This is a genomic window from Actinoplanes sp. NPDC051405 (assembly GCF_055586185.1).
This window is the reverse complement of record NZ_JBVJIR010000005.1, coordinates 366496-379823: the sequence shown is the minus strand read 5'-3', so window position 1 is coordinate 379823 and position 13328 is coordinate 366496. Positions and strand designations below refer to the sequence as shown.

Sequence of the window (13328 nt, the reverse complement as noted above, 5' to 3'; positions counted from 1 at the left end):
ATCAGCGCTTGCCGAGCGGCACCACCAGGACGGCCTCGGTGCCGCCACCGGCCCGGTTACGCAGCTCGATGCTGCCGCGCAGTTCACCGGTCGCCAGCGCGCGGACGATCTGCAGGCCGAGCCGGCCGCTCGCGTCCGCGTGGAACTCCTCCGGCAGACCCTGGCCGTTGTCCGCCACGGTCACGTGCAACTGCTTGCGGAACCGGTGCGCCGAGACCACCACCTCGCCGGTCGGCGCCGGCGGGGTCAGGGACGGCTCGGGCGCCGGGGCGTCCTCGTCGGGCGCCGGGAAGCCGTGCTCCACCGCGTTGATCAGCAGCTCGTTGAGGACCATCACCAGCGAGGTGGCGATCTCCGCCGGCAGTACGCCGAAGGTGCCCTCGCGGCGCATCTTGACGGTGATCTCGGTGGCCGCGACCTCGGTGGCCGCCGTCGCGACCCGGTCCACGATGCCGTCGAAGTCGACCGCCTCGTCGCTCGACATGGACAGCGTCTCGTGCACCAGCGCGATCGAGGCCACCCGCCGTACGGATTCCTGCAGGGCCACCCGGGCCTCCGGGGCGTTGACCCGCCGGGCCTGCAGGCGCAGCAGCGCCGCGACCGTCTGCAGGTTGTTCTTGACCCGGTGGTGGATCTCGCGGATCGTCGCGTCCTTGGTCATCAGGGCCCGGTCCCGGCGGCGGACCTCGGTGACGTCCCGGGCGAGCACCAGCGCGCCGATCGGCACGCCCGCCGGCATCAGCGGCAGGGCCCGGATCAGCACGGTCGCGCCGCGGGCCTCCACCTCCTTGCGAGGAGGGGCCTCGCCGCGCAAGGAGGTGAGGATGCGTTCCGCCGCGTCGGTGCCCTCGAGCGGGTCGGCGGCCAGCCGGCTGGACAGCACCGACAGCTCCTCGCCGACCAGGTGGGCGTTGAAACCGAGCCGCCGGTACGCGGACTGCGCGTTCGGGCTGGCGTAGGTGACCTTGCCGCCGGCGTCGAGGCGGATCAGCCCGTCGCCGACGCGCGGCGCGGACGTGGTCTCGCCCGGGTGCGCGGGCGGTGGGAACGTGCCGTCGGCGACCATCTGGGCCAGGTCGTCGGCCGTGGTCAGGTAGTTGAGCTCCAGCTGGCTCGGGGTGCGCGCGGTGGACAGGTTGGTGTCGCGGCCGATCACCGCGATGACCTCGATGTTCTCGTCGGCGCCGCGCAGCCGTACCGGGATCGCCTCGTGCCGGGCCGGGGTGTCGCCGTACCAGACCGGGTCGCCCTCGCGCCAGATCCGGCCCTGGGTGAACGCGATGTCGAGGTGGGCGACCTCCGGGCCGCCCACCTTCTTGCCGACCTGGTCGTCCTGGTACGCCGTCGACGACGTGTTGGGCCGGACCTGGGCGACGCAGAGGAACTCCCGCGGGCCCTCCGCGCCCCGCAGCGGTACCCAGAGCAGCAGGTCAGCGAAGGAGAGGTCGGACAGCAACTGCCAGTCGCCGGCGAGCCGGGTCAGGTGGTCGATGTCGTCAGGACCGAGGCCGGTGTGTTCTTCGGCGAGATCGCGCAGCGTGGACACCGCACAAGCCTGCCATGCCCATGTTGCGGGCCGTCACGATCAGAGCGTGGACGTGACCTTGTTCAAGCCGCGCGGCGCGTCCGGGTCCTCGCCGCGGGCCAGCGCCAGGGCCAGGGCCAGGCGCTGCAGGGGCAGGATGTCGAGCAGCGGCGCATAGCGCTCGTCGACCGCCGGGACGGCGAGCCGGCCGGCGGCGCCGGGGATGTCGGTGGCCCCGACGGTGACGACGTCGGCGCGTCGCTCACCCAGGCGGGTCACCACGTCGGCCATGGAGGTGCCGCCGGGCCCGGTGCCGACAACAGCGAGCACCGGTACGTCGGGATCCGTCATCGCCAGCGGCCCGTGCAACAGGTCGGCGCCGGAGAAGGCCAGGGCCGGCAGGTACGACGTCTCCATCAGCTTGAGGGCGGTCTCCCGGGCGGTCGGGTACGCGTACCCCCGGCCGGTTGTGACCAGGCGCGACGCGAAGCGGTAGCGCTGCGCGAGCTCGTCCGCGCCGTGATCGCCCAGCGCGTCCTCGGCGAGCTGGGGCAGCTTCTCCAGCGCGGCGCGTTCCTCGGCGGGCAGCGTGCCGTCGCCGTTGCGGATGCCCTCGACCAGCAGCAACAGCGCGAACAGCTCCGCCGTGTAGGTCTTGGTGGCGGCGACGGCGCGCTCGTGACCGGCCGCCACGTCCACCGAGAGCTCGGCGGTCTGAGCCAGCGTGGAGGCGGGGTTGTTGGTCACCGCGAGGGTCAGCGCGCCGCTCTCCCGGGCGACCTTGAGCACCTCGGTGAGGTCGGGCGAGCCGCCGCTCTGGCTGACCCCCACGACCAGCGCGTCCTTGAGGTCGGGGCGGGCGCCGTAGAGGGTGATGGCGCTGGGCGAGGCCAGACCGACCGGGAGGCCGAGCCGAATCTCGGTCAGGTACGCGGCGTAGAGCGCGGCGTGGTCGGAAGTCCCGCGGCCGACGAAGACGACGTGGCGCGGGCGCCGCTCGGCCACCCGGGCAGCGGCATCCGCGATGGCTTTCGCGGGCTCTCCCTCCAGCAGCCGTGCGTAACCTCCCGGCTGCTCTGCGATGTCGGCCGCCATTCCCTGGCCTCGCTGCGTCACTGGTCCTCCCCCTCATGCGCGGTACAGCTCGATCGGTGCGCAGTCTTGCACTTTTGAGCGGGGAAACGCAACGTTTCGAGCACAGATGCGCACGGATTGCGGCCTGACATATCGAGATTCGTCGCCTAGGCTCGCGTCGGTGGCACACGGCGTGCCAGCCGAGGAAGGCGTGGCCATGGAAGACCCCCGGCGCTCCGCCGATCGTGACCTCGAGCAGGCCCGCGCGGCCCTCGAGCGTGGCGAGATGCACCACGCCGCCGATCACCTGGCCGGCGCCATCGCGCACGCGCCGACCCTGCCCGAGACCCACGAGCTGCTCAGCCGGCTGGCCGCCCGCGCCGACGGCGGCCTGGAGCTCTTCCCGCTGGAGCAGCACGCCTTCGTCGGCACGGTGGTCGCCCGGGCCCACCTGCTCGCCGCCGCCGGCCGCCCCGAGGACGGGCTGCCGCTGCTGGTCGCGGCCAGCGGGCACACGCCGGGCGTCGACTGGGCGGGCGTGCCCTGGGTCAGCGACCCCGCGCTGGGCGCCCGGATGGACCCGGGGCTGCTGGCGCAGATCGTCATGCAGCTGTGCACCACCATCGGCGACCCGGCCCCCGAGGCCGGCCGCGAGTCCCTGCTGCCGTATCTGACGCTGGTCCGGCACGCCGTCGAGGCGCACCCGGAGCAGGCCATGCTGCTCGGCGCCGGCTCGGCCCTGGCCCGCCGGCTCGGCGAGCCCACCCTGGCGGTGGAGTGGGCCGTCCGCGGCGCCCGGCTGCGGCCGTCCAAGCTGGCCGAGATCTGGCTGGGCTACGCCTACCGCAGCGCGGACCGCATCCCCGAGTCGCTGGCCGCCCTGCGCCGCGCGGTCATGTACGACCCCGACGACCTCTCGGTGTACGCGGACATCGCCGGCACCCTGGCCGACCACGGCCGCCTGGACGACGCGCTGGCCTGGGCCGACCGGGCGCTGGCCAAGGACCCCGAGTTCGACTGCGCCGTGCACACCGCGCACCGGCTGCGCTACCGCTCCGACGGCGATCTGACCCACCTGATCCGCCTGGCCGACTTCCAGCGCGACCACCCCGACGACACCCACGAGCACGCCGACCTGGCCGACTGCTGCGCCGACCAGCCCTGGCTGAGCCGGGTGCCGTCCGCGCCCGGCACAGCGCCGGACCCGGCCCGGGAGCCGTTCGTGGCGGGCCGCCCGACGGAGGCCGCGGTGGAACGCCTGCACCGGGTGGCGCACCCGCTGTGGCCGCACCCACCGGCCGCCTACGACGCGGCCCTCGGGCTGGTCCTGGTCGAGCCGGAGGATCTGCTGGCCCTGATCGCCCACCCGCCGGCGGCCCCGGACAACGAGGTGGGACAGGCGCTGGCCGCCCACGACCCGGCGCTGTGGACCCGCTGCGCGCAGGTGTGGGCCTGCCTGGGGCTGCTGCACCAGCGCACGGACGAGCCGTGGGCCGGATCGGTGCGCCGCCGCCTGCTGGTCGAGCTGGCCACCACGGGCACCGACCAGATCACCGAGGCGGCGCTCTTCGCCCTGGTCACGGCCGCCTGGGTGGAGCCGTCGGCCCGGGCCGACGTCGCCGAGCTGGTCACCCGCCGGCTGACGGAGATCACCGCGACGCGGCAGCCGCTGGCCTGGTCGGTGGCTCAGCTCGCGCTGGCCACCCCGGATCTGGCCCCGGAGGTGCGGCTGCGGGCCACGGAAGTGGTGCGCGCCGAGGAGGATCACGCGGCGCCGGTGCTGCCCCGTCAGCGCCGCCGCGGTGGCCGCCTGCGGCGCTGACTGTCGGGCCGCCCTATTCGATGACGGCGATCAGGTCGCCTTCCTGCACCACGTCACCCTCGTTGACCGCGAGCCGGGCCACGACCCCGTCCGACTCGGCGAGCACCGGGATCTCCATCTTCATCGACTCGAGGATCACCAGGGTGTCGCCCTCCTCGACCTCGGCACCGGCGGCGGAAACGACCTTCCACACGTTGGCCACCATCTCGGCTCGGATCTCGTCGGCCATGGGGTAGTCCTCCTCGTCGCGGCGCTGCTCCGGTGACGGTATCCAATCATGGTCCGGCCACGGGGGCATACCGGGCGCGCGAGCCGGGCCGTCTACCATCGGCGGGTTGACCGCGAGGACGAACGGAGATCGAGATGGCCAAGAAGTCTCGTAAGAAGAAGGCCCGGAAGAAGAGCGCCGCCAACCACGGCAAGCGTCCCAACTCCTGAGCCGTGGACAGCGAGGGCCGGTAGCGCGCGCTACCGGCCCTTCTCGTCTGACGTCCCCGCGGGTCAGGGCAGGAACTCGTGGCTCTCCGCCTCGACCACGTACTCGCTGAGCTTCACCCGGAGCCGCTCGCGCAGCTCCTTGGGTGCCGTCTCGTCGCCGCAGCAGCGGGCGACGAGCGCCTTCACCTCGTGCTCGATGCCGTACTCGCGCAGGCAGTCGGAGCAGTCGTCGAGGTGCCGCTGGATCAGCTCCCGGCGGTCGTCGCTGCACTCCAGGTCGAGGTACAGGTAGACCTCGCTGATCACGACACTGCAGTCGGTCTTCTGGGCTTCGTCGTTCACGTCGCTCACGCCTCCTGTGCGGCGGGCGTGCCGGAGGTGCGGGTGATCCCCCGGTCGACGGCGTACTGCTCGAGCAGCTTGCGCAGGTTGCGCCGGCCGCGGTGCAGGCGGGACATGACCGTGCCGATCGGCGTACCCATGATGTCGGCGATCTCCTTGTACGAGAAACCCTCGACATCGGCGAGGTAGACGGCCAGCCGGAACTCCTCGGGCAGCTGCTGCAGCGCGTCCTTGATGTCGCTGTCGGGCAGCCGGTCCAGCGCCTCGGTCTCGGCCGAGCGCAGACCCGCGGACGTGTGCGACTCGGACGAGGCGAGCTGCCAGTCCGAGATCTCCTCGGTGGGAGCCTGCACGGGCTGCCGCTGCTTGCGCCGGTACGAGTTGATATAGGTGTTCGTGAGGATGCGGTACAGCCAGGCCTTGAGGTTGGTGCCCTCTTCGAACTGGTGGAACGCGGAGAACGCCTTGAGGAAGGTCTCCTGCACGAGGTCCTCGGCATCGGCCGGGTTGCGCGTCATGCGCAGGCCGGCCGCGTAAAGCTGGTCCACGAAGGGCAGCGCGTCCCGCTCGAAGCGCGCCCGGCGCTCCTCGGTCTTCTCGCTGCGTTCGGTTCTTTCCGTCCGCTCTGCTGGCGTCACCCGCACGTCTCCCCTCGACCGCCCCGCCGAGGATACGGGTAGTGCCCCGTCAACAGATTCAAAAACCGCCGGTGATGTGACGTTCACCGATGATGTGACGGGCCCCGTGACAGCCGCCGGCCACTCGGGTGCGTGCAGGAGTTGCTGCACGCGCACCTGCGGGCCGCCGCGCTGGACGAATCCGGTTCCGGCTTGCACTTTGGGGTACCCCTTCCGACGTACAGCCTTCCGGGTGGTGTAACGGTGGCGGGGGTGCCCGCATTCCGGATCAGCGGGCCCACCTGTGCGCCCGCAGCCACGCGACTACGATCTCGGCGGTGCCGGGCAGGTCACGGCGCAGATCGTGGACGGCGCCGGGGCGTACGGCGACCTCCACGACACCGCCGGGCTCGGGCACGCCGAACGGATCGCGGTCGCCGTTGACGACCAGGGTGGGGATGCGGGCCGGCAGCTCATCGGCGCGGCTGCGTTCCGGCTTGCCCGGCGGATGCAGGGGGAAGGCCAGGGCGAGCACCCCGGCCGCGCCCAGCTGCTCCGCCGTCCGGCAGGCCACCCGGGCCCCGCTGGAACGCCCGCCCAGGATCAACGGCAGGCCGCCGTCGGCGATCTCGGCCACCACCGCCGTCCAGGCCTCGTCCAGGTGGCCGGCCGGCGCGGGCGCACGACGCCCGGCGACGCGGTACGGCTGGGTCACCAGCGCGACCCTGACGCTCGCGGCCACGGCGGCGTCATGCACCGCGGTCAGGTCCGGCGCGTCCACGTCACCACCCGCGCCATGGCCGAGGACGAGCTGACAGAGCGACGGGCCGGCGGGGTCCGTGATCCGGATCCCCGCCGGCCCGCGCGGTGTGTCGATCGAGAAGCTGTGCACAACTCCTATGTCTAGCGGCTCACCGGCACCAGTGTGAGCAGGCGGCGATCTTCTTCGTCCGGTCCGTCGTCGACTTCCTCGCCGTCCGGCCGGACCCGCTCGCGCCAGGCGACCAGCATGGCCCGCCGTTCGCGTGGTGTCGTCCCGCCCCAGACGCCGTGGCAGTCGCCCACCTGCAAGGCCCAGGCCAGGCACGGCCCTTGGACATCGCAGCTGCCGCAGAGTGCGACCGCACTCTCGGACGGCTCGTTCGGAGCCGGGAAGAACGTTTCCGGATCGACCGTGCGGCAGGCGCCGCGGGTGCGCCACGCTTCATCACTGCGACGGTCTTCGATCGCGCTGAGCAACCTTGGGTCGCGCCTGGCAATGGCGACCTCATGTGGACGCGGCATTCGAGCACGTGTCATCAGCCCACCTCCCCCGTGGGTACCGGTAAAGCCGTGATGGGCGGTCCGCACCGTACGGATCGACATCACACCGGCGCTGGTTTCTATCGCACGGAGGAAGATCAGAACAAGGGTCTTATCTATCTCGCAACAAAGTTTCCAGAGAAGAACCCCTGCATATGGGGATATAACGCTTCGCGCTTATCAGCGAAGCGGCAATTCGGACACCCGGAATGATCGCATTTCGTGGCTCAGAACAGCGTCACCTCCGCGGGCGTCACGGGCTCCGGAGCGGTCAGCAGATGCGGGCCGTTGTTGCGCACGTTTCCGACGTCCGGACGGACCGGGCGGACCTCGATCGCCTCGAGCTCGGCGGGCGACATCGGCTGCAGCAGCGCGGGCGCCTCACCGCCGCCGGCCAGCCACTGCGACCAGCGCTCCCGCGGCAGGATCAGCGGCATCCGGTCGTGCACCTCGGCCAGCCCGCCCAGCGCGGCGGTGGTCAGCACGCTGCAGGTCAGCAGCTGCTCGCGCCACATCGTCCAGATGCCGGCGAAGGCGAGCACCGAGGAATCCCGCGGGGTCATGTAGAACGCCCGCTTGCTCTTGCCGTCGCGGACCCACTCGAACCAGCCGTCGGCCGGGACCAGGCACCGGCGACGCTCGAACGACGAGGCGAAGGCGCGCGAGGTGGCCACGGTCTCGGCCCGGGCGTTGATCATCCGGGCCCCGGTGCGCGGGTCGTCCGCCCACGGCGGGACCAGGCCCCAGCGGGCGGAGTCCACGACCCGGCCGCCGTGCCGCTGCGACAGGCGCACCAGGGGAACGGGATCGGTGGGAGCGACGTTCCAGCTCGGCCCCAGCGCCTCCGTGACGCTCGTGGCGTCGAAGAGCAGGCTGAGGTCGGCCTCGCTCCGCGTCGTCGCGTACCGCCCACACATAGCGCCGACCCTACGCCCGGCGCGTCGATCGTGTTGCCCCGCGCAAGCTGTCGTACCCGAACGGCAGAATGGTGGCCGTGACAGCTCAAGCACGCCCCTGGACGGCCCCCGTCAGCAGCCGGCCGGTCACCGCCACGGTCGCCCTGCCCGGTTCCAAGTCGATGACGGCCCGGGCCCTGGTGCTGAGCGCGCTCGCCGACGGCCCGTCGGAGATCCGCCGCCCGCTGCGGGCCCGCGACACCACGCTGATGGCCGCCGGGCTGCGGGCCCTCGGCGTCGCGGTCGACACCACGGCCGACGAGGTGTGGCGGGTCGAGCCCGGACCGCTGCGCGGACCGGCCCGGGTCGACGTGGGGCTGGCCGGCACGATCATGCGCTTCGCGCCGCCGGTGGCCGCCCTGGCCGACGGCACGGTCACCTTCGACGGCGACCCGCACGCCCGCAACCGGCCGCTGCGACCCATCGTCGAGGCGCTGCGCACGCTGGGCGTCGACCTCGACGCCTCGGAAACCGGCGGGCTCCCCCTGGTGATCCGCGGCACCGGCCTGGTCACCGGCGGGGAGGCGGTCATCGACGCCTCCGGGTCCAGCCAGTTCGTCTCCGGTCTGCTGCTCTCCGCGCCCCGCTTCGCCAAAGGGCTCGTGCTGCGCCACGAGGGCCCGCCGGTGCCCTCCGCGCCGCACCTGCGGATGACCACCCACATGCTGCGCGCCGCGGGCGCGACGGTGGACGAGACCGTGCCGGACGTGTGGGCCGTCGAGCCCGGCGGGCTGCACGGCCGCACCTGGGACATCGAGCCCGACCTGTCCGGTGCCGCGCCCTTCTTCGCCGCGGCCATGGTCACCGGCGGCGCCGTCACGCTGGCCGGCTGGCCGCGCGACAGCTGGCAGCCGGTCGGCCGGCTGAGCGAGCTCCTGACCGCACTCGGCGCCGCGGTCACCCAGGACGACACCGGCCTCACCGTCCGGGGCACCGGCGCGCTGCACGGCCTCCGCGCCGACCTGTCCGAGGTCAGCGAGCTCACCCCGGTCGTCGCCGCGCTGGCCGCGCTCGCCGACGGGCCGAGCGAGCTGCGCGGCGTCGCACACATCCGCGGCCACGAGACCGACCGGATCGCCGCGCTGGCCACCGAGCTGCGCAAGATCGGCGCGGCGGTCGTCGAGCACCCCGACGGCCTGGAGATCACCCCCGGACCACTGCGGGCGGCCGTCCTCGAGACGTACGCCGACCACCGGATGGCCCACGCGGCGGCGGTGCTGGGACTCGCCGTCGAGGGCGTCCGGCTCACCGACGTAGCGTGTACCTCCAAGACCCTGCCGGAGTTCCCCGAGCTCTGGGCCGACCTCGTGACAGGGAGCTGAAGCTGCCGGGCAAGAAGCGCGAGTACGACGAGGACGACGTCCGGATCAGACCGGGGCGGTCCTCGCGTCCGCGTACCCGCACCAGGCCCAAGCACGAGGACGCCGTCGACGCGCTCGTGATCACCGTGGACCGCGGCCGGTACGGCTGCATCCGGGAGGACGCCGAGCACCTCGACGAGCTGATCACCGCGATGCGCGCCCGCGAGCTGGGCCGCAAGTCCGTCGTCGTCGGCGACCGGGTGGCGTTGGTCGGCGACACGTCCGGGGCGCCCGGCGCACTGGCCCGGATCGTCCGCATCGCCGAACGCACCTCGGTGCTGCGCCGCACGGCGGACGACGACGACACCACCCCCGAGGGCCGGCTCGAACGCGTCGTGGTGGCCAACGCCGACCAGCTCGTGATCGTCAGCGCGCTGGCCGACCCGCCGCCACGCACGGGCTTCATCGACCGTTGCCTGGTGGCGGCGTACGACGCGGACATCGAGCCGCTGCTCTGCCTGACCAAGGCCGACCTGGCCGGCCCGGCCGCGGTGCTCGACTACTACGCCGAGCTGGACCTGCCGTACGTCCTGGTCAAGCCGGAGAGCGACCTCACCGAGGTGCGCGACCGGCTGGCCGGGCGCATCTCCGTCATGGTCGGCCACTCCGGCGTGGGCAAGTCCACGCTGGTCAACCGGCTGGTGCCGGACGCGCTGCGGGCGGTCGGCGTGGTCAGCGCGATCGGCAAGGGCCGGCACACCTCGACCAGCGCGGTGGCGCTGCGGCTCCCCCGGGTGCAGAAGAAGGGCGACCCCGGCTGGATCATCGACACACCGGGCATCCGCAGCTTCGGGCTGGCCCACGTGAGCGCGGAGAGCCTGCTGCACGGCTTCCCGGACCTGGTCGAAGGCACGGTGGACTGCCCGCCGAACTGCGGGCACACGGCCGCGGACGTGGACTGCAAGCTGGACGCGTGGGTGGCGGCGGGCAAGGCCGACCCGCGGCGGCTGGCGTCGTACCGCCGGCTGTTGAGCTCGCGGGCCGGCGAGGACAACTCGCGCGACCAAAGCGAGTAGCACCGGGCCTTGGCGGCCCTGGGCCGGGCGACCCACAGCCCGGCGCGGCCCGGCAGAGCCGGCACGGCCCGCAGAGCCGGCACGGCCCGCAGAGGCGGCGCGGCCCGCAGAGGCGGCGCGGCCGGCAGAGGCGGCGCGGCCGGCAGAGGCGGCGCGGCCCGGTGAGGGCGTGCGGGGTGATCGGCTAGCGTGCCCGCATGGCCTCGTATGCCGATGACCTTGCCCTTGCCCACCTGCTCGCCGACACCGCGGACTCGATCTCCGTGGCCCGGTTCCGGGCCCTGGACCTGCATGTCGAGTCGAAGCCGGACCTCACCCCGGTCTCCGACGCCGACAAGGCGGTCGAGCAGGCGATCCGCGCGACCCTGGCCCGGGCCCGGCCGCGCGACGGTGTGCTCGGTGAGGAGTTCGGCATGTCGACCCCGCCGGCCGGGCAGGGCAACCGGCACTGGGTGATCGACCCGATCGACGGCACCAAGAATTTCATCCGGGGGGTGCCCGTCTGGGGCACCCTGATCGCCCTGCTGGAGGGTGAGCGGCCGGTCGCCGGGCTGGTCTCCGCTCCCGCGCTGGGCCGCCGCTGGTGGGGTGCGCTGGGCCACGGGTCGTGGGCCGGCAAGCACCAGCGGGCCGCCGCCCGGATCTCCGTGTCCGCCGTGCGCCGGATGGCCGACGCCAGTTTCTGCTACGCCAGCCTGCCGAGCTGGGAGGAGGCCGGCCGGCTGGAGCCGATGCTGCAGATCATGCGGGACTCGTGGCGCAGCCGGGCCTACGGCGACTTCTACGGCTACATGCTGCTCGCCGAGGGCGCCGTGGATGTCATGGTCGAGCCTGAGCTGTCGCTGTGGGACGTGGCCGCCCTGATCCCCATCGTCACCGAGGCCGGTGGGGCGTTCACCGACCTGGCGGGTGAGCGGGCGCCCGGGGACGGGAGTGCCATCGCTACCAACGGTCACTTGCACGAGGAAATCCTCGGGCGGCTGGCTGCCGGGGTGCCCTCGACGCACCGTTAGTCTCCGGGCGCCGCCGAAGCTGGTCTATTCTCGCCGGGTGATGTCGCCGGGCTGGTTCTACCTCGCCGCGATGATTGCCGCGTACGGGGTCGCCAACCTCCTGCAGTCCATGGCCGCGGCCCGCACCACGGTGCATCACACCTTCGACCCGCAACTGCTGGTCCGCCTCGCCTGTCACCGTACGTATCTGCTCGGGTTGGTCTGTCAGGTCCTGGGTTTTGTGCTGGCCTTCATCGCCCGGCGTGATCTTCCGCTGTTCCTGGTGCAGGCGAGCGTGGCCGCCGGGCTCGGGGTGACGGCGCTGCTGGGTGTCCTGGTGCTGAAGTGGACCTTGCCCGTGGCCGAGGTCGCACTGCTCGTGCTGCTGCTGGGTGGCATCACCGCTCTGGTGCTGTCCGCCCAGCCGGCCCATTCCCGCCAGCTGGGGACGGCCGGGGTGGTGGGCCTGGCCGTCGCGGTGGCGGTCATCGGCGTCCTGGGCTTCTTCGCCGTACGCCTGCACGGCGCCCTGGGCTCGGTGGCGCTCGGTTCGCTGGCCGGCATCGCCTTCTCCGCCGCCGCGATCGCCGCCCGCCCGCTGGCCGTGGAGCAGTCGTTCGGGGGCTACTGCAGCAACCCGCTGCTGTATCTGCTCATCGCCCACTCGATCGTCGGTCAGTTGCTGCTCGGCCTGGCCATGCAGCGGGGGTCGACGACGGCGGCGGTGGCCGCGATGGACGCCGCCGGGGCGGTGCCGGCGGCGATCGTGGGGCTGCTGTTGCTCGGCGACCGGATCCATCCGGGCCGCGAGTGGCTGGCCGCGGTCGGCTTCGTCGTCACGCTGGGTGCGGTGATCGCGATGACCCGTTACGCCGAGCCTCAGCACCACCACGCCACGGCCCGCGCGGCCTCGGGCCGGCGCTCGGACGGCGCGCGGCTGCATCCTGCCGGCCGATGAACGTGCATGAGCCGGCGCGCATGGGGTACGTCCCAAACCCATGCCCTTCTGCCCCGAATAGTGCAGATACCCGGAAGCAACGCACCCGTGGGCGGCCCCGTGCCGGAATGCGAAGCCCACACGCGTTAGGCACAATGGAGCGATCATGGCGAGCGAGGTCCGACACCAGGTCGACGCAGGGCAGGCCTATCCGGTCGTCCGGGTGACCGGGGTGCTCGACGCCGCCACCGCCCCACGCGTGCGGTCCTGCCTGCTCGGGCTGCTCGCCGATCAGCCCGAGGCCCTGGTGGTCGACGTCCGGCAGCTCACCGCCGGTGCGCCGGACGCAGTCACCGTGCTGACCGACCTCGCCCGGGACGCCGCCGACTGGCCGGGCTGCCATCTGCTGCTGAGTGCCGGCCCGGGCGCCTCGGCCTGGCGCGACACCGGCCTGCCGGTCTGGCCGACACCCGAGGAGGCCATCGCCGCCCTCGGCGCGCCGGAGCCGCGGCGCTTCCTGCGGGCCCCGCTCGAGCCCGTCGTGGGCGCGGCCCGGCGTTCGCGGGAGCTGGTCACCGAGGCATGCGCCCGCTGGGACCTGCCCGACCTGGCCGGGCCGGCCTGCATCGTGATCACCGAGATGGTCAACAACGTGGTCGCGCACGCGCACACCCCGATGACGGTGCTGTTCGCCCTGCGCGGCGAGAGCATGTCGGTGGCCGTCCGCGACCATTCCACGCACGTGCCCCGCTTCACCGGCAGCCCGGTCCCGGTGACCTCGTACGGCGGCCGCGGCCTGCTGCTGATCGACTCGGTGGCGCAGCGCTGGGGCAGCCTGCCGCTGGACGACGGCAAGGTCGTGTGGGCCGTGCTGGACGCCGGCGAGTCCGCCGGCCAACTGCCCAGCACAGGCTTGGCCGGCCACGCGCGCGGGTAGATTGCGGGA

The 13328-nt window shown here is 73.0% G+C and carries 15 protein-coding genes; 7 read left to right on the top strand and 8 right to left on the bottom strand.

Going from position 1 to position 13328, the window contains the following annotated elements:
- Position 1: 1 nt before the first annotated feature.
- Both ACZ6S4_RS14490 and ACZ6S4_RS14485 read right to left on the bottom strand, forming a co-directional pair.
- On the bottom strand, positions 2 to 1546 hold the full coding sequence (locus ACZ6S4_RS14490; protein ID WP_465475361.1) for a sensor histidine kinase: 1545 nt from the start codon (positions 1544 to 1546) through the stop codon (positions 2 to 4).
- A 39-nt stretch (positions 1547 to 1585) separates the two neighbouring features.
- Entirely contained in the window at positions 1586 to 2620 is a 1035-nt protein-coding gene (locus tag ACZ6S4_RS14485) for an SIS domain-containing protein (protein ID WP_465475410.1), read from the bottom strand.
- Between the two features lie 196 nt (positions 2621 to 2816).
- On the opposite strand from ACZ6S4_RS14485, the gene ACZ6S4_RS14480 reads away from it, so the two are divergent.
- The gene (locus ACZ6S4_RS14480; protein WP_465475360.1) at positions 2817 to 4421 is read left to right on the top strand and encodes a tetratricopeptide repeat protein; all 1605 of its coding nucleotides are present in this window, start codon (positions 2817 to 2819) and stop codon (positions 4419 to 4421) included.
- Between the two features lie 13 nt (positions 4422 to 4434).
- On the opposite strand, the gene ACZ6S4_RS14475 is transcribed toward ACZ6S4_RS14480, so the two are convergent.
- On the bottom strand, positions 4435 to 4650 hold the full coding sequence (locus ACZ6S4_RS14475) for a biotin/lipoyl-binding carrier protein (protein ID WP_360833583.1): 216 nt from the start codon (positions 4648 to 4650) through the stop codon (positions 4435 to 4437).
- Between the two features lie 134 nt (positions 4651 to 4784).
- On the opposite strand from ACZ6S4_RS14475, the gene ACZ6S4_RS14470 reads away from it, so the two are divergent.
- Positions 4785 to 4859 (top strand): 50S ribosomal protein bL37, encoded by a 75-nt coding sequence (locus ACZ6S4_RS14470; protein WP_369814844.1) that lies wholly within the window; start codon positions 4785 to 4787, stop codon positions 4857 to 4859.
- 63 nt (positions 4860 to 4922) lie between these two features.
- Here ACZ6S4_RS14470 and rsrA read toward each other — a convergent pair whose 3' ends face one another.
- From rsrA to ACZ6S4_RS14445, 5 genes are all read right to left on the bottom strand, one after another.
- Positions 4923 to 5210, bottom strand: coding sequence for a mycothiol system anti-sigma-R factor (rsrA, locus tag ACZ6S4_RS14465; protein WP_433721836.1), 288 nt, complete (start codon positions 5208 to 5210; stop codon positions 4923 to 4925).
- Positions 5207 to 6037: a sigma-70 family RNA polymerase sigma factor gene (locus tag ACZ6S4_RS14460; RefSeq protein ID WP_465475359.1), complete on the bottom strand. Its 831-nt coding sequence runs from the start codon at positions 6035 to 6037 to the stop codon at positions 5207 to 5209. The genes rsrA and ACZ6S4_RS14460 overlap by 4 nt, the downstream gene beginning before the upstream one ends.
- Positions 6038 to 6107: 70 nt before the next feature.
- On the bottom strand, positions 6108 to 6710 hold the full coding sequence (locus tag ACZ6S4_RS14455) for an alpha/beta hydrolase family protein (protein WP_465475358.1): 603 nt from the start codon (positions 6708 to 6710) through the stop codon (positions 6108 to 6110).
- 11 nt (positions 6711 to 6721) lie between these two features.
- Complete coding sequence (locus ACZ6S4_RS14450) at positions 6722 to 7117, bottom strand: WhiB family transcriptional regulator (RefSeq protein WP_360550511.1); 396 nt, start codon at positions 7115 to 7117, stop codon at positions 6722 to 6724.
- Between the two features lie 230 nt (positions 7118 to 7347).
- On the bottom strand, positions 7348 to 8037 hold the full coding sequence (locus ACZ6S4_RS14445; protein WP_465475357.1) for an SOS response-associated peptidase: 690 nt from the start codon (positions 8035 to 8037) through the stop codon (positions 7348 to 7350).
- A gap of 68 nt (positions 8038 to 8105) precedes the next feature.
- Between ACZ6S4_RS14445 and aroA the strand changes: the two genes are divergently transcribed.
- The 5 genes from aroA (at position 8106) to ACZ6S4_RS14420 (ending at position 13319) form a co-directional block, all read left to right on the top strand.
- Positions 8106 to 9398 carry a 3-phosphoshikimate 1-carboxyvinyltransferase gene (aroA, locus tag ACZ6S4_RS14440; RefSeq protein WP_465475356.1) on the top strand — a complete coding sequence of 431 codons (1293 nt, stop codon included), beginning with the start codon at positions 8106 to 8108 and terminating at the stop codon, positions 9396 to 9398.
- 2 nt (positions 9399 to 9400) lie between these two features.
- Positions 9401 to 10453 carry a ribosome small subunit-dependent GTPase A gene (gene rsgA, locus ACZ6S4_RS14435; protein ID WP_465475409.1) on the top strand — a complete coding sequence of 351 codons (1053 nt, stop codon included), beginning with the start codon at positions 9401 to 9403 and terminating at the stop codon, positions 10451 to 10453.
- Between the two features lie 197 nt (positions 10454 to 10650).
- Positions 10651 to 11466, top strand: coding sequence for a histidinol-phosphatase (hisN, locus tag ACZ6S4_RS14430; RefSeq protein ID WP_465475355.1), 816 nt, complete (start codon positions 10651 to 10653; stop codon positions 11464 to 11466).
- A gap of 70 nt (positions 11467 to 11536) precedes the next feature.
- Positions 11537 to 12403, top strand: a complete 867-nt coding sequence (locus ACZ6S4_RS14425) for a hypothetical protein (protein ID WP_465475408.1) — start codon at positions 11537 to 11539, stop codon at positions 12401 to 12403.
- 145 nt (positions 12404 to 12548) lie between these two features.
- Positions 12549 to 13319, top strand: coding sequence for an ATP-binding protein (locus ACZ6S4_RS14420; protein WP_465475354.1), 771 nt, complete (start codon positions 12549 to 12551; stop codon positions 13317 to 13319).
- Positions 13320 to 13328: the final 9 nt, after the last annotated feature.

Coding starts and splice junctions, on each gene's coding strand:
- ACZ6S4_RS14485 (WP_465475410.1), bottom strand. CDS start 2,620: ATGGCGGCCGACATCGCAGAGCAGCCGGGAGGTTACGCACGGCTGCTG.
- ACZ6S4_RS14480 (WP_465475360.1), top strand. CDS start 2,817: ATGGAAGACCCCCGGCGCTCCGCCGATCGTGACCTCGAGCAGGCCCGC.
- ACZ6S4_RS14475 (WP_360833583.1), bottom strand. CDS start 4,650: ATGGCCGACGAGATCCGAGCCGAGATGGTGGCCAACGTGTGGAAGGTC.
- ACZ6S4_RS14450 (WP_360550511.1), bottom strand. CDS start 7,117: ATGACACGTGCTCGAATGCCGCGTCCACATGAGGTCGCCATTGCCAGG.
- ACZ6S4_RS14445 (WP_465475357.1), bottom strand. CDS start 8,037: ATGTGTGGGCGGTACGCGACGACGCGGAGCGAGGCCGACCTCAGCCTG.
- aroA (WP_465475356.1), top strand. CDS start 8,106: ATGGTGGCCGTGACAGCTCAAGCACGCCCCTGGACGGCCCCCGTCAGC.
- hisN (WP_465475355.1), top strand. CDS start 10,651: ATGGCCTCGTATGCCGATGACCTTGCCCTTGCCCACCTGCTCGCCGAC.
- ACZ6S4_RS14425 (WP_465475408.1), top strand. CDS start 11,537: ATGATTGCCGCGTACGGGGTCGCCAACCTCCTGCAGTCCATGGCCGCG.
- ACZ6S4_RS14420 (WP_465475354.1), top strand. CDS start 12,549: ATGGCGAGCGAGGTCCGACACCAGGTCGACGCAGGGCAGGCCTATCCG.